Source organism: Ruegeria atlantica (assembly GCF_947495585.1).
GTDB classification, from domain to species: domain Bacteria; phylum Pseudomonadota; class Alphaproteobacteria; order Rhodobacterales; family Rhodobacteraceae; genus Ruegeria; species Ruegeria atlantica_G.
On record NZ_CANLZK010000017.1, the window covers coordinates 18628 to 34509 of the forward strand.

At 51.5% G+C, this 15882-nt stretch carries 14 protein-coding genes; 9 read left to right on the forward strand and 5 right to left on the reverse strand.

Translation table 11 applies throughout. From position 1 onward, the window contains the following. Positions 1–240 precede the first annotated feature (240 nt). Entirely contained in the window at positions 241–699 is a 459-nt protein-coding gene (locus QMP16_RS20830) for a hypothetical protein (protein ID WP_282153946.1), read from the forward strand. A 61-nt stretch (positions 700–760) separates the two neighbouring features. Next, a complete protein-coding gene (locus tag QMP16_RS20835) occupies positions 761–2098 on the forward strand; it encodes a hypothetical protein (RefSeq protein ID WP_282153947.1) in 1338 nt (445 codons plus the stop codon). Positions 2099–2284: 186 nt separating this feature from the next. Here the strand turns inward: QMP16_RS20835 and QMP16_RS20840 are convergent, their stop codons facing one another. Next, the gene (locus tag QMP16_RS20840) at positions 2285–2818 is read right to left on the reverse strand and encodes an AAA family ATPase (protein ID WP_282153948.1); all 534 of its coding nucleotides are present in this window, start codon (positions 2816–2818) and stop codon (positions 2285–2287) included. A 117-nt stretch (positions 2819–2935) separates the two neighbouring features. After that, the gene (locus QMP16_RS20845; protein WP_282153949.1) at positions 2936–3607 is read right to left on the reverse strand and encodes an HAD family hydrolase; all 672 of its coding nucleotides are present in this window, start codon (positions 3605–3607) and stop codon (positions 2936–2938) included. Positions 3608–3937: 330 nt separating this feature from the next. On the opposite strand from QMP16_RS20845, the gene QMP16_RS20850 reads away from it, so the two are divergent. From QMP16_RS20850 to QMP16_RS20870, 5 genes are all read left to right on the forward strand, one after another. Continuing rightward, positions 3938–4921, forward strand: coding sequence for a lysozyme inhibitor LprI family protein (locus tag QMP16_RS20850; RefSeq protein ID WP_282153950.1), 984 nt, complete (start codon positions 3938–3940; stop codon positions 4919–4921). 201 nt (positions 4922–5122) lie between these two features. Beyond that, positions 5123–5581 carry a hypothetical protein gene (locus tag QMP16_RS20855; RefSeq protein ID WP_282153951.1) on the forward strand — a complete coding sequence of 153 codons (459 nt, stop codon included), beginning with the start codon at positions 5123–5125 and terminating at the stop codon, positions 5579–5581. A 6-nt stretch (positions 5582–5587) separates the two neighbouring features. Then, on the forward strand, positions 5588–5794 hold the full coding sequence (locus QMP16_RS20860) for an antitoxin Xre/MbcA/ParS toxin-binding domain-containing protein (RefSeq protein ID WP_282153952.1): 207 nt from the start codon (positions 5588–5590) through the stop codon (positions 5792–5794). A 595-nt stretch (positions 5795–6389) separates the two neighbouring features. After that, positions 6390–8822, forward strand: a complete 2433-nt coding sequence (locus tag QMP16_RS20865; protein WP_282153953.1) for a hypothetical protein — start codon at positions 6390–6392, stop codon at positions 8820–8822. A 355-nt stretch (positions 8823–9177) separates the two neighbouring features. Next, positions 9178–12636, forward strand: coding sequence for a DotA/TraY family protein (locus tag QMP16_RS20870; RefSeq protein ID WP_282153954.1), 3459 nt, complete (start codon positions 9178–9180; stop codon positions 12634–12636). A 52-nt stretch (positions 12637–12688) separates the two neighbouring features. Here the strand turns inward: QMP16_RS20870 and QMP16_RS20875 are convergent, their stop codons facing one another. Together QMP16_RS20875 and QMP16_RS23680 are read right to left on the reverse strand one after the other, a co-directional pair. Then, the gene (locus QMP16_RS20875; protein ID WP_282153955.1) at positions 12689–13117 is read right to left on the reverse strand and encodes a hypothetical protein; all 429 of its coding nucleotides are present in this window, start codon (positions 13115–13117) and stop codon (positions 12689–12691) included. Positions 13118–13126: 9 nt separating this feature from the next. Next, positions 13127–13315 carry a ribbon-helix-helix domain-containing protein gene (locus QMP16_RS23680; protein ID WP_432653426.1) on the reverse strand — a complete coding sequence of 63 codons (189 nt, stop codon included), beginning with the start codon at positions 13313–13315 and terminating at the stop codon, positions 13127–13129. 175 nt (positions 13316–13490) lie between these two features. On the opposite strand from QMP16_RS23680, the gene QMP16_RS20880 reads away from it, so the two are divergent. Next, positions 13491–14036, forward strand: a complete 546-nt coding sequence (locus tag QMP16_RS20880; protein ID WP_282153956.1) for a hypothetical protein — start codon at positions 13491–13493, stop codon at positions 14034–14036. Further along, positions 14036–14911, forward strand: coding sequence for a hypothetical protein (locus QMP16_RS20885; RefSeq protein WP_282153957.1), 876 nt, complete (start codon positions 14036–14038; stop codon positions 14909–14911). Before QMP16_RS20880 ends, QMP16_RS20885 begins: the two co-directional genes overlap by 1 nt. A gap of 235 nt (positions 14912–15146) precedes the next feature. On the opposite strand, the gene QMP16_RS20890 is transcribed toward QMP16_RS20885, so the two are convergent. Then, positions 15147–15869, reverse strand: coding sequence for a phosphoribosyltransferase (locus tag QMP16_RS20890; protein ID WP_282153958.1), 723 nt, complete (start codon positions 15867–15869; stop codon positions 15147–15149). Between the last annotated feature and the right edge of the window lie 13 nt (positions 15870–15882).

Below are 15882 nucleotides of genomic sequence, written 5' to 3' on the forward strand. Positions count from 1 at the left end.
ATTTAGAAATTCCTGAGATCTTCTAGATCATCCTCGAAGATTCTAGAGACCTCTAGCATGTCCTAGGAATTCTTAGATTTGACTTTTGGATCCTGTCTGCAATTTGCCCAATGGGTCCATAATCTGGAGCCAGCAGTTTCGCTAACCGCCCCCTTCGGGGACGACCGCGAAAGCATGGCCAGGGGCTCTGCCCCGTGGACCCCGATTTTGATTGCAGGATTTTTTGTTGGAATTGGGTTCATGAGCAAGAGTGAGAAACGGAAACTGAAAAGGCTTCTTGGCATCCGGGTTTCGACGGCAGTCGGGGATGCACTTGATCTCGTGGCAAGCCGGTATGACGTCTCAGGAACATCAGTTGCCAGGGAAGCGATCATACGTTTCCTGGAGGATGAGCTGCCCGATTGGCATTCGAAACCTGAGGACCTAGCCAGCAGAAAGTCTCCGCGGGGCAGGGGACCAACTAGGCCATCTGCCGAAGCCATGGAGGCGGCATCGTTTGTTGGCGAGATGGGCCGGATTGGAAACTTGACCAACCAAGCTGTGGCCTTGGCACACTCAGCCAGGAAAGGCGGAGTCATGACCGAACAGCACATCGTGGACATCATGGACTCCCTGGTGGATCTCAAAGCGCTCGAAGAAGAAATTTTGGATAGGATGGACGCAGTTGATTCAGGTAACGACCAGAATACCGACGACTGATACTGCGAATTTCGCCGCGTATGTCGGGAACCCAGGTGAAAACGAGGAGGTGACATGGATCATGGGCTCTCAAGCCCAGATCATGGCGATGGGCGCTGTCTCTCAGTGGATGGGGAAAGCATTTTCCGTCCGCCATCAGATTGTGTCGCCCGGACAAGAGCTGTCCATCGGGCAGCTCAGGAAGATGATTGATAACTATGCCAAGGAATTCAATCTGTCTGACGATGTTCGTCGACGGATCTGCGTCGTGCGACACAAGAAGCCTCGGGACGATGGCAAGCCCGGTAGCGAGTATCACTATCACATCGCGATCCCCGAGGTGGACACCCAAACCGGACTGGTTGTCAAAAACGGCTTTACCGCCCTGAGAAACGAAAAGCTCTCACGCCTAGCCGAATTGCAGTTCGGACACGAGATCGTCCCTGGTGCCATGAACAAAGCTGTGTACACGAACTTGGCTGAAAACCACCCAGAGATTGATCTCGGGCGCTTCCAGTTGGCCCTCGAAGAGGCTGCTGTCGAAGCTGGTATGAAAAGAGAGGATTGGCTGGAGTATCGTGCCGAAGCCGGGTTTTCCTCAAAAGAACATCAAATCCTGAACCGAAAACTGGAACAGGCCGAAGCCAGGGACGGCGTCGATTACAAGAAGGACATCGACATCAAGAAGATCCGAAAGGACCTCCAGTCACTCGCTCGTTCATCTGACGGTATACCTGCATTTTTGGCAGCAATTGAGGACCAAGGTTTTGATATCCAGCCAGGTAAAAAGGCTGAAATCTACAGGGTTTGGAAAGGCGGATTTGAAATCGGGTCGCTCGACCGGCTCTCTCGTCTCCCCCGAGCAGAATTACACGAAGCCATTTTGTTACATAAATCATATGGAGGCAGATCACATGACAGTACAGGCAACAAAAGCGCAGAAAAAACCGGTCTCAAGACCAGCAAAATCTATGCTGATGGCATCGGAGGCGGATCTCTTGGAGACAGCGGCGATGTCCTCGGACCAGGCCCTGGAGAAATTGAAGGGCTTAATCGTGCTCTTGAATACGCCACCAGCCGCGGACGGCGGCGACCCGATAGGCACCCTCTTAGAAGAACTGACTCAGGAGGTATCGGAGGTAAAACAACAGCAGCAGCGGCTGATGCAACAAAACGATCAGATACTAAGAGCTCTAAGAAACCTAAACTAAGACCTAAGCTGAGCGCATCCAGAATTCGTTCGAATTTCTACGGAGCACGAGATCGTATTCATGCACAGCGAGTTCATTCAAACTATTTGGATCTCAGTGATGCCAGCTCATCGGACGGTGGCGGAGAGGTTTTTGATATCGGGGACTATTTTATGCTCGCTCGCTGGGCAGCTGATCACAAACGCAAGAACCGGATCAGTGGTCCTTGATCGCGCTGCATCGCCGCATGTCTGCTGTGAGCCCTTACCGGACCTTGATCACACCTCGGTCTTTCGCTCATGCGGCAGGTCGAGAACTACTTAAACCGGACATTCTCTGAGTGGTACGCAGATGGCGGTGACGCGAGACTTTGCTGCCTTTCGCTGCGGCGGAACGAATGGCTGCTATCCACTCGGTCACAATGCCTTTCGAACATCTTCGACTAATATCTCAAAGTTCACTTCAAAGTCAGTTTGGACTTCCAGCAACCTACCCACTCGGAGTGGAAAGAAATTGCTCCATGAAGCTAAGCGCTCTGCCAGCTCTTTGGTGTCTCGTTGCTCGTCTAAATGCCCTGGATGCCTTGTTCTCGATAGAAACCGCCTGAGAGCCTCTTCTGGCGGACACAGGCAGCATACTTCAACCAATAGTTCGTATTCCTCCAGCAACCAATCCGACGGTGTTCCGCTATTTACATTACCGCGTATCGGCCGCCAGTGTGAGACGAGAACAGCAGATTCCGACGCCCTCGCCGCCTCTTGGAATGCAACGTCGCTCAGCCTGCTGAGTTTACTTCGGTGATCCCACGAGGAAACACCCTCACGCTCGTACAGTTCTTCAAGGAAATCGTCTTTGCCGAGAAATTCAAATCCCAAACGCTTTGAAATTTCACGAGCGACTGTCGTTTTTCCACTTGCTGGAAGCCCTGTAATAACGACGGCGCGTTTCATAAAACCTCCTTCCTACCGAACCCGGAATAACAGCCTCGCCTGCAATCGTTGGCTGTCATTGATGGCAGGTCAGGGCGACCTGCTGACGTTGGCTTTCGATCCATCAATGCCCGCGTCCTATCCCTGATTTACCATTAGTCCTACCTCGCGCGCTCCGGCGATGATGTCGCTGGCTATGTAATGCCCGAGTGCGCGTAGTTCGGCATCGGGGGCGACAATATCGGGGACCTGCACCGTAATGAGGCCTGCCGCGTGTGCCGCGCGGACGCCGTTGGGCGAATCTTCGAACGCAACGCAGGTTGCGGGATCGTGACCCAGACGTGCAGTGGCATAAAGGTAGATATCCGGCGCAGGCTTACTGGCCGAGACCTGATCGCCGCCTACTACGTCCTGAAAAAGCGCGCTGAGGCCCGCCCGGTCGAGATGCAAATGCGCCTTTTCTGTCTGGGTGCTGGTGGCGATGATGTAAGGAATACCCCGTTCGCGCAGGTGTTCTGCAACTGCCCGTGCACCAGGTTTGACGGGGATGCTATCTGCTAGCCGTTTTGCGATTTCATCGTCCCAGACGGCATCGAATTCTTCCAGTGTGACGCGTCCCGAAAGCCCCTCGGTCAACAGTCGACGCCCCAGCACACGGTTCGTGCCAACTAGCCGCCGAAAAAGATCGTCATCCTGCGGCAATCCAAGAGCGGCAAGCGCGGTGCGGAAGCCCTCGAAATATACCCGTTCGGTATCGAGCAACAGGCCGTCCATGTCGAACACAACGGCTTGAGGTGAGGGAAGGTGCATGAGGGGTGATCCCTATTGCTTTGTTGTTGGTAACATCGGTTGTATTGCAATAAAGCCGACATTCGTAAAGATTGCAGCACCCGTCATCTTGGGCTCTCTGCTGTCATTCTCTGCGGTTTGCACCGACTGGCGGTCAGAGCCCTTACCAGTCATTGCTGCATAACTTGGCTGCTGCAGGTGCATTAGACCGCTCGCAGCCCTCAGCGGACCTCCATCAGTTCCTAAAGGTTCCCCCCTGCAGTATATCGGATGTTGCCCATACGACCTCAAGTGAGCTCAGATAAGTAGAGAATACTGGTGCCGTATGTAATGGATAAGATGCGAAGTTAGATGTATGAGATCAGCAATGCGAATAAGCCGAAGGCCGCAGTGATGAAGAAGCCAACTTACAAGCAGATTATCGATTGGAATGAGCGCAGAGGAGATCAACCAAGGTTCGGCTTGGAATTGTTGAATCAACTGCACCGACTTCAATCAGACTTTGCGGAACGTGGTCAAGAAGATGCGATTCTGTGTGAATTCATACCTTTGCGATTGGCAACTATACTTGAGGTCTTTTTGCGCGAAGCAATTAGAGAGCTTGTCGATTCCGGAGAGCCACACCTCGATAGAGCCGAGAACCTGACCAAGGGTACGAAAATTGATCTCGCATTTGCCGTGTTTGTAGACCAACAACGCCTTTCAATCGGCGATTTTGCTGCTCACGCTGTTTCTGTTAGCAATGTCCGGAATTTTGTAGCAGCGCTCACGCAATTGGAGCCAGAGTTTGTTGCGAAACTAAAAGTAGCACACCCCAGGTGGACAGAAGACAGGGCAAACTGGCCGCGCCCACCGCTAATTGCAGATTACCAACAGAACATGAGAAACCTGCAGCGGATGATAGACGTCCGAAACGTGCTGGCTCACGAGCTTCCAACTGAACGTGTCTGGGATTTTTCGGAGATTCCAAGTTTCTTCGCTGCTACGCAACAGTTTATCGAGGCCTGCGACTGGGTCATTGTCGAGTTGCTACAGGACTCCACACCTCGAACTCAAAACCAAATGAACAACGACGCTGGGTTGGAGTTGAAAGAACTAGAAGAGCAGCTTTCTTCTGCCTTAAAGCGCCTCTCAGAGATCGAGGGAATCTGTCTAGAGAAAATAAGATCTTCGCAAGATGTATGGCTGGAAGACGCTAACAAGGAAGCGGAACTTGTAGCGTCAAATGTCGAAGGTGGCTCTATGTACTCAATGGTGTGGTCAGGCGCCAAGTCGGCCTTGGTTTCTGATCGCCTAGAGCAGGTTGAGTCCGTCATTAGAGAGTGGATGAACTAGAGCCCATTGCCCAAAATGAAAACCTCTTGGCGTCAAGCTGATCAAGTGAAGCAGCGACCGCTCAGGGCTTACTGAGGGCCTTTAGACTAAAAATGCGGATGGCCGCAAAGTCCGCTTAGCTGCCATCCTACTTGCTCTTATCGGCCTCGACAGTTTTAGTGTTGTCATCAGGCTGAGCAATAGTATGCATTTAGGTTCTAAATGGCAGGTAACATCCAAATTTCTCCCCACGAACGCCGGGCCCAGACCCGTGCTGCACTGGACGCCAGAGTTCTGGAGCGATGTGAGCTACTGTCTCCAGAAGGTGTCGCTGAGCTCCTCGATGTGGATTCTGAGGCTGTGTCCCAGCTGGAGGCAGATGGAAAGATCTTCTGTGTCCAAACAGAAGAGGGGCCTCGATACCCCGCATTCCAATTTGATGCAGACAAACGGGTTGTCCGCCCCGTCATCAGTAGGGTCCTTGATCTGGCTCCTCACGATATGACCGGCCGAGACCTGCTGCGATTTTTCATGATGACAGATGCTGACCTGGCAGATGGATACGAGGCTGAGATCGCGCTGGATCCTCGTCAGGGCTATCCCGTATCTCTGATCGGTAGAGATGATGATCGGTTGGTTGGTCTCTTCAGGGCACGCCTGATGAATGCTGTCGAGGGATAGGAAAACATGGGCGGCAATCAAAATCCAAGTTTGGACCGAATTCTGGAGATTGCAACCAGGGTTTTGGGATCTCGCGATGAGGCCGAAGCATGGATGAGCCGACCGGCCTTCGGTCTATCCGGCCGCAAGCCTGTCGAGATGCTATCGGCGGCCGCAGGCATACAGGAAGTCGAGATCTACCTAACGCGGTTGGAATACGGTGTGCATACCTAATTGGCATCCTAGTCCAAACTGAAAGCCCGTTTGACCTCTACGTCGGCCGTCAACTCACGCGCCAGGCGCAACAAGCGTCAAAAATTTGCATTTCTGAAAGCTGAATTGAAACTTCAGGGGCCCAAAATAGAGGAGACCTCGGATTATTAGTCCGAGGCCGCCTGCTGTGGCAGACCCATCGTGACTCCGAAACAGGAAGGCGTCATTCAGGGCGAAGTATTTAAACCGACAAAGCTGGCGGCCTATTGACAGTTATTATATACGGAGTATTGCGCTATTTGCAATACTACAACCTTCAAAAATGATGTAGTTTCACCATTTTTCCATTATAAAAGATTAATGCACAATTAAAGCACGTCAAAATTAGTTATTGATTAATTCGATTGTGGTTTCTATTTACAGGACAACAGCCCAAAAAGGGTATTTCGATAGTTCTTAGGCGTGGCAGCTGAGGATTTATTGGAAACGAGAAAACAGGTATTGAGATGCTGTCGAGCAAAACAGACAATTCCATAATTCTTGCGGCAATTTTGCCTTCATCATGTGCGCGTGCTCTTAGAGTAATTGCGGTCGGCCAGAAAGTGGCCGGTCGTGAGTGGCACAAGTAAATAGACTTCCACAGGACGAACGACTTCAGTATCACGATCAGATTGTAGCCCCCAAGGATCAGCTTGAGCAGGATCCGGAGCTACGCCGGGCATATGACAGCTATCTGCGTGAGATATCGTCCACCGACTACCGATTCACTCCTGCTGATCACTACCGGCTGCTCCACGCTGGCTGTTCTCAGCCCAAGGATTTTGTCGCTATCGCGCAATCTCAAGAACGCCTGATCCCTGAATGGGCGCTGGCGAACCCGGACGCGCTGGAGCAGTGGAAATCTGAAGACAAGATCTGGCGGCGAGCTGTTCATCCATACGATCCCGACCGTGAATGGTCCGGGGATGCAGGAGCATTGCAAACATGGTGTCAAAAATCAAAGCAAATAAAAGATCTCAATGATCCGCGGGTAGGCACCGAAGCCCATGGCATGCTTGGGAACCTTGCTGGTCGCAAGGATGTCTATATTTCTCAGAACGCGTTCGGGAACGAATGGCGCATTGCGAGCCGCGTCAACGAGCGTCGTAGGCAAAAAGAACAAGGCGTTGCCTCTGACAACCTGATCCAGATCGATGCGTATCGTCGAGAAGCTGACAATGTAAATTCCTACCGGTCGTTTTTTCAGGATTTCGACAAGCTGGACGAATATCACCAGATGACGCCAGAGCAGTTCGCTGCTTACCTTATGGCATACTGTGAAGTGAACGATTTCCCTTTACCGACCTACATCACGTTCACCGGCCGTGGTATCGCAACTTCGTGGGTTTTCGATTGGGTCAACCGCAATGCTAGGGACCGCTGGGATCTGGTAATGAAGCAGTTGCTCGCTTACTTTGAGTCCGCCAGACCTGACGCAAACGTTGTTGATGGCTCCAGGGTATTGCGGCCATGGGGCACTGAAAACTCCAAAAGTGGCGAGATCGTCCGCCCTCTGTGGATAAACGGCACTAGCTTGGATGACATTCATATCTACAATTTTGACGAGCTCTGTGACCGCATCCTCCCAAGAAAACGTGTTGAATATCTGGCAGCCAGCAAGGCCAAAAGAGATGCAAAACTCGCCGAGCATGACGAAGAGAATGCAAGAAAGCTGGCTCACGCTGACAGGGAATCTGCGCAAAAAAAGCGTGACAGGCCTCGTGCTAAACATCTGAAAGGAAGGCGTTCCTACAACCATGTGCTCGTTGATGACTTGGAAAAGCTGCACATGGGGCGCCATGCCGGTGGCCGCCTGTCAGCCAACCGAGACATCAACCTGTTGATTTGGGTATCTGCCCAGTCAAACATCGTTGCCAGGGATGAGACGCGCGGACTGCCTGCACACAAGGTGCTGGAAGAAAAAGCTATCGCAAAAGGTGTTCAGTTTGGTCTGACCGCGGGTCAGGCCCGTGAATACATGAGTACAGCTATAGAACGTTGCCGTCAGCAACGCATACTTGATCGAGCCGTTTATGATGGTGTTCCACTGCATGTGGCTACAGGTGGTTTGAGCCGGTACTCGCCGCGTCATAAAACGATAACCTATTCCTACTCCGCGGAACGGGTAATCACGGAGCTGGGCATTTCTGATCAAGAAATGCGTGCATTTAACCTGCGTGTCCTGGTTACGCTTGCAATCAGCAAAGAGCGTGACAGGCAGCGCAAAGCCGAGGAGCGCGGTCAAATTGCGGTTCCGATGTCGCTTCAGGAGCGTGCATCCGAGCGCCTGAAGCAGGCTAAAGAGGTGCTGGAGGCGCGCTTGTCTGGCCTGTCGATCCGCAAGCTTGCAGAACAGTTCCGTCGGTCCACCCGCACCATCCAGAAATGGATCAAACTAGCAATGAGCTACCGTGACAACCTTGAAAGCAAAGTCGAAGTAGCGGCTTCTGAGAGTGTGGTACTTTGTCCGGGTAGATACAATGAAGGCGAGGCGAAGCGGCGGGAATCTAATATAGATTACAGTAAACAAGTAGATTCCATTCCTCCGGAACCTGTTGAACCAGTAATTCATGAGCCCAAACAGCGGGGCGATGAGCGCGCAGAACCGGAGGTTCGAGCACTTCGGGATGTTTCACCTGCGCCAGCAGGTACATCACGCCCCACTTGGCATGATAAAAACAAGAAACCTTCTGAAAACATTATCCGTCTGGCTGATCGAAAACAGAAACATACACTCAAACCCCCTATGGTCCCAAAAGTAGGACCAACACATTCCACATATGGTCAGGTGTTGTCCTATAAACGGGCGATGCAGGGTGAAGAGCAGATCTACAGGGATCCAACTGATCCAGAACAGGCCATAACGGCATCAGGAGCAGTTATTTCATTGTCTGAGTACAGAAAGGGCAGGGGAGACGTATCTGATCTTCCAGACCCGCCTCAGGAGCTACTGGATGACCTCAAGATCCACGAACTACCAGATGGAACTTGGATGCAGATCCCATTCTGATCATTTATTTTCCAGAAACCCAATAATAATATGTTCCAGGTGTCAGGTCGTGATCTGTGTGGTGATTTCTTGACTAATCACCTCAATTTCTCCAGCGGCCTGACAATTTACTCCCATCGATATTGATATTCTCGAAATCATTTCTGATATATCCAGAGTGTGGGGCTTGGGCTTATCGCAAATGATCATGCGATAACTTCTTTACGTCAGACATTTCGAAGTAATCCCTCTCAGGCTCCACTATTTCCCGAAAATTTAACTCCCAAACACGTTTTAGGCGAGTGTTTTGCATATTTGATTTAGTGAAACTGCTTTTGCGCATTTCAATAGTGACCATTTTTAAGGGAATAAAAGAATGTCTGAAGATAAAAATGATGAATTAAAGAATCCCGCTCGAAACACCGTTCGACAGGAAGCGACAGAATTTCTAAGAGACGATCTCCTCGGTCGTGAAGACTGGAAGAGATCGAAGTTTGGCTACATTTTTGGCATAGGCGTCATAGCCGGGAGCGTCAGGGGTATTGGGGATCTTGGTAGAGGTGCCTTTGATAGGACCCTCAATGTTGCGAGGAAAGCGTTTGGTGCTGACAAGCAGGTCAAGCAGCTCGACACGGACTCAGACGATCCTGCCGAGCGCTTCAAGGTAGCCCAAGAACTGTACGGCCGCTCGGATGCCGACATCGACCGGATCGCCAGGGTGACCAGAAACAACGCGTGTATTTGGCTCTTCATGCTGGCAGCACTCACCTACTGGGCATCACTCTTTCTGCCTGGGCAGTCTGTAGGCAGCGATATAGGCACAATTCTGTTCCCGTGGGTCGCTCACCTGTTTGTTGTGCCCAAAACCTTTGCTGCTTGTTTCCATGCATGGCAGCTGCGAACACGCCGGCTGGGTTCGATCAGGGAGTTCTTGAGAACGCCAACCGCGTGGATCCCACCGATTTCTTACAAGACGTTTAGTGTCGTCGCTGGCGTTGGTGCGGCGCTTTTTGCCCTGTCTCCAGAAATGGCACTGGCCCAGAGTTCAGTATCTGAAGATGCCCAGAACGTTTTCATGAGATTTGTCGAGGAAGCAAACGATGGTCAGAAAATCTGGTATCAATTGCTTCAACTTCTCGCACCCGTTGGTCCCGTTGAACCTGCATTTCTGACGTCTCCATGGGCTGTGCCGCTCGGAAACGCGTTCAATGTGTTCAACGTTATGCTTCTGGGTATCGGGGGCTTGATGGTTGGCTGGCACACCATTGTCGGCACGGTTGCGACCGCTCAACAAGGTCAGGTGCTCGGGAAAGCATGGAACGAGATCTGGGCACCAATCCGAGTGTTTGCCGGTGTTGGCACTCTTGTTCCTTTGTCCAGTGGCTACTCAGCTGTTCAAATTCTTGTTCTTCATATTTCGCTTTGGGGTGCTGCAATGGCAGATGGCGTATGGAGCGCCTACACAGACACGTTCCGTGATCGCACCTACATGGCCGCCCTCATCCAAGGGCGTGACGGCGAGGGCAGTGGTCGGAAAAACTATGATGCAGCCATCGAGGAGCTGGTTCACAGTGAACAGGGCAGGGAGGCCATCTTTGCGCTGACAGAGCGTCAGGTCTGTTTGGCCGGCATTGCAGAAGCCATGCAGTTGACAAACCAGTCCATGGACATTTTCAACCCTGGCAACGCGGTCAGAGATCTGGGTGACCCAACGCCAGAGGAGTGGGGGCGTTTCCAGGCACTTTTCCAGTCCCGCGCACCGGCGTTCTCCAGCATGATCACACTGGATGGGTCCGCAGGGACATTGAAGCCAATCGAGGTCATGACCGGCCGTGTGGAACACCACGTGGGTCTGTCAGCTGACCGCAAACGGATCACCACTGATTTTGGTCCTCCTGCCTCCGGCAAGGGGACGCAATTCATCGTAAACCAAGGTGCGACACCCATTGTTTATTGGGATTTTGGTGTCTGTGGCTCGGTCGAGATTGATGCCTATGACATCAAGGCTGTCGAGTCCAAATTGGCTACCGATCCATCCAGGTACACATCCCCCAAAGCCATTGATGGCAACAAGTGGATGAACATCCTTGCTGGTAGCGGATCTGGCTACCCTCGTCCGTGCGGCAAAGAAGTTTCCATCCTGGGTGCTCAGATTTGTCTGTATGATGAGACGCCTGATTTTGAAGATATGGCCGTTGTCCACTCTGAAATCATTCAGGCGGACTTGGACTTACACAGGCAGGCTTATGATTTGATCATGGCGTCTGTTGAGCGCATTGGCGACAGCATGGACAACCAAGTCGTGCCTAAAACCGCCGATGTGGCACGGCTGGTGTTTGACTCATCCGTTCAGGCGATTTCGGACTCCGACATCGATCACGCAGCAGCTCACAGAACGTTATATGAGCGTGATGGTCCTGCAATCCAGATGCTGGCTGAGGCCTATCAGAGATACACTGATATCGCAGAGATCGAACGCGCCAGAGCCACGGACTCGATTTATTCACTGATCGATAATCCAAGCTTCGACGGCTTCATCGATATGAGCCAGGACCAGGGATGGGCCAGCGCTGGCGCCCTTTACATGATCATCGCACGCATGCAGGAGATCAACTATAACATTGATACTATTGCTCTTAAGTTCGATGGCGGCATCTACGCAACTGAGAAGGTCGACGTTGGTCGTGGTTACACAATAGAGAGAACAGCTTTTGATCCTGGAACTCTCAATAGCGATATCGAACAGGTTTTCTCCGGTGAGCGGGGTCTCATCGAGCAGTGGTCCAAATATAAGGACTCAGCATTCTCGACTGTTTCAGCGAATCCTAGATCATTGGCGGCTGAATTCCGTCGCGCGAACATCGCGGACGATGGATTCCTGACCAGTGTTTTTCCTGACAGTGATTTTGTGGAGAGCCTGAGTGACCACACCGAGGAGCTCCAGCATTTCTTCAGTGAAATGGCCGATGACCTTTTCGATTTCATGCTTCAATTGGAGCCGAATCCATATTTTGCGCTGGTCGAAATGGTTGACCTGGGTCAGGTGATTGTCACCACGGCAACGATTATCATTGGCCTTGGGATTTTCGGATCCGCAGTTGGTGGTGCCAAGATGAAGATTTTTGATGCTGTAAGCGGAGGTAAGCTGGCCGCACTGTTGGGTTTTGTTCAGATGGTGGGGCTCATCCTGTTGGCCGTTGGCATGGTTCATGCATACGTCATTCCAATGGTGCCGTATTTCATGTGGACATTCTTCGTTTTAGGGATGCTGATCCTCGTGGCAGAGGCGATGGTGGCCGCACCCATATGGGCTTTCATGCATATTCGCATGGAGGGCGAGGCCTACATTGATGCCGTTCAGCGCCCAGGATACATGATTGTCTTCAATCTGTTCCTGCGCCCAACGCTCGCTATTTTCGGTCTCGTTTTGAGCTTCTCAGTGTTCTCCGCCGGCGTGTGGTTTATGAACATGACTTTTGCCATAGCCGCACGTGGCGCCATGTCTGAGGGCACAACTCTGATCGGGGTGATCTCCATGCTGATCATCATGACCTACATGCATTTCCAGATCGCAATGCGTTCGTTCAAGCTGATCAACGAACTACCTGATCGCGTGACAAGATGGTTTGGTCAGGGCGGTGAGAACCTCGGCGAAAGCGAAGAAGCAAGCCGTACCGCCGGACTGCTTGTCAGTAACTCTGAGCACCGCTTGCAAGAGGGAGGACAAGCATTGGGAGTTATGCGCAAAGGGCGTACTGACAATGACGGCGATAACAACGAAAACAACGCCGGTACGGAGGGGCCGAAGCCGCAAACTGAAAGAACTAAGCGATAGAAACGTTAAGGGCCCCTATTTCGGGGCCCTTATTCTGTCTTCCGGTGTTTTCTCAGTAAGAGATTTTATCATGCAGAAAATCCTTCCAGCTCTTCGCATGCTTCCATTTGGACGCAAACTGAGTGCTAAATACTTCGGCGAACTTCGACAGGTATATGTGATCGCTCATCGTAACGACCTCACCCTCGCGGTCGCCGCTGGGTATTCGCATATCGTCCGGATTCTTGTAGGCCGGTATTCGAGCCGGGTTTTTGTCAGCACCGTAGGCCTGATCCAGGAGATCCATAAGGTACTCGACCCTGGCATCGGATGCCTCTTGGTGGGCCGCACGAATATCTATCGAATACTCCAGATCAAATATCTCTTGAGCGTCCTCGCCTCGCAGATCCCGCATTTTCTGGAGCTTATTGCGCAATCCGACCTTGTCGCGACGCAGGTTGCCAACCTCGGCAACCGCATATGATTTGAGAAAATCGGCCATATCAGATCCTTATTCAATTCCTTTGTCTTTGATTTCTGAAAGCATTTTTTGCACAGATCTTCGGACCAGCTCAGCCACACTGATGCCAGTTTTCTTGTGATAATCCTGAAGCTCCTGCCAGTCAGACTCCGGGAGCCAGCTGACTATGCGTTTCAGGTCCCCGCCGTCGGGGTCAATGCGTCTTGGTCTCCCAGCCATCAAAATATTCCTCGTTACCTTTAGTATGTATTATTATACACATTAATGTCAAGGCTTTGTATTTTGGTGGATTTTCGGATGTCAGGTGCAGCACGTCAATAGAACGATAACCCATATTTACCTAGCCGAAACGGCGCACGCGCATCTCCATAGAGCAGATTATGGAGATAGATCGATGCATAAAACAACTCTCAAAACAAAACTGTATTGCGGAGCCTGGAGTTCTGGCACTTGGGTGATCATGGCGTTGTTGTCCTGGCCGATGGCAGTCGGCTGGCTAATCGCCGGCATAAAAGACTGGATGGTGAGATGGATCACGCTGGGTGCAGTCGCAGGTTTCTCGCTATTCTGGGATATTTTCAATGTCCGCTACTTTGTGGATCCCATGCTCGGAATGTTCCCTGACCTCAGCGTTGATCAATCCGGATATGCGATAGCGTATATCGCTACAGTCCTGCTTTTGTGGATCGGCCTGCTGTCTCGCCGCCTTTGTGACCGCATCGAGGGCGACTACGCAATTGCCCGATGGTTTCAGGTTCCCAGATACGCGCCTGTGGCCCTGGCAATTTTGGCATGCACCGTGGCCGTCGTGGAGTTGAGTGGCGTGCGGGACGGAGATCCATCGAATGTCGCTACTAACCTGGTGTCAGAGATCGACCCAGACGAACTTAGAGCAAAGCTTGGTGAGCTGATCCTCAAACCAGCTCAGGAAGCAGACTGATGCTGAAACATGCACTTACGGCCGCCTCAATAGCCCTCCTTCCATTGGGTGCCGCTGCAATGGATGAATTTGTCGACGACCGCATTTCGTTCGGCGTCAGTCGTGCTAACGAACTCATCCCTGTCTACCATCAGGCAACCGGTCGCGGTTCCGTTCTGAGCTACCAAACCGAGGCCTATGTCGGCGATCTTAATGGTGATGGTGAAAATGAAGTCATTTTCAAGGAGCCCCGAGAATGCCTGAGCTCTGTCGCATGCCGAATAACTGTTGCGCAATACCAGAGACGCAGCAAAACCTGGACAAGCATTGGTGAAATGTGGGGGCAGGGCGTTTCGCTCTCCCAACCAGAGGATAAAAAATGGGCTGATGTCATGGTTCACCCAACCTTTGATGTCTGGACCAAGCCAATCATTTGGCGCCACAACAAAGAGGCGGGCAGGTACACCATCGACGTCTCTCAGTTTGGTGACCTGATGCAATGGCAGTCTGCCGAGCAGGCATTCGCTGGCAAGGAGAACTTTCTCAAGCGCATCCTGGATCGTGACCTGGGCCAGATGTCGCTGATCATGCAGTCGATGAAATCAAAGGATGATCAGATTCTTGTCGGCGGAGCAGATCTGAATGGCGATGATTTGCCCGAGTATTTTCTGTACATTGGCCACAATGCAGTTTGTAACGATGGCTGCCCGCTACTGATCTACAGAAATCCGAACGAACGCCCGTTTGCCCGCCTGAAATCCAGTTCTGATCAGGTCGCAATCGAGCGGGTTTTGCGCGAGGGAGAACTGAGGACGATCTTCACGAGCGATAGCTCGGGATCAGCTAACATATTTCGATGGGATCAGGACCAGAGAGCCTATGATCTGGGGAAATAGCTAAACGAGAAAAAGGAGCCTTGCGGCTCCTTTTCCCGACCGGTCGATCCCACGGTCAATGGTATTTCCCGCTTATCGGTTGGCCCCATCAGGCGCTAGCTCGAACCTATGCAGCTTTCACCGCATCTGATATTTAAAGACCGCAAGGCGTAAATGCGGTCAGGTATTACTACTTCTCTACTGAATATAGCTGTTTGATTACAAACTACAAGACGATTCTTGACATCTGGTAAAGCTATAGCCCGCTTAGAAAAAACACTCCCATGTTCACCTCAACCCCTTGAGATTGAAGGAGTTCAGCGGCACACCTAATTGAGGTTCCCGATGACATCAAGTCATCAACAATAAGTACCTTTTTTTCAGCCAAATGCGACGTGTCGCCGATAAGCTTCATTGGCCGGACATATCCGCGAATCTTCTTGTCGAGCTCTTTCATCGCCACATGCTGGCCGGAATCCATGTGCTGCCATTGATAAAGCTGCGATGTGTATAGACGTTTTGTCCGCTTATTCTTGATATTTACCGGGTTTGCCTTCGCGTCGGCCAAGGCCTCACCCACTGTCTTTTTGTCCAGGAAATCTGGCGAGAGAAAAGGAAGTCCCAGCCACCCAGAAAGCTCTTCGGCGAACTCAGAGCAAAACGAATAGCCTGAAGGCACCGGCATGACGAAGTCTGCGTCTACCTCGTGAGCAAACACGTTGACGATGTCTTCAGCTCTTTTGAAAAACTTTCTTCTGTAGAAGTCTACAATGCCATATCCATTCATGCCTTTGAGAGCATAAATTAGCGGGTTGCCATCCCGGTCGAGATCACCTGTACGGTTTCGCCTAAAAACAAACCGCAGATCTACATTGCCAACGCGTCCTTTGGACGGGTTCTTGTCGAGAGACGTATCGACACGGCGTTGGTGTGTATCGTCAAACATCACATTGTTATTGCGATCAATATTCAGTCCCAATTGACGTCCTGCT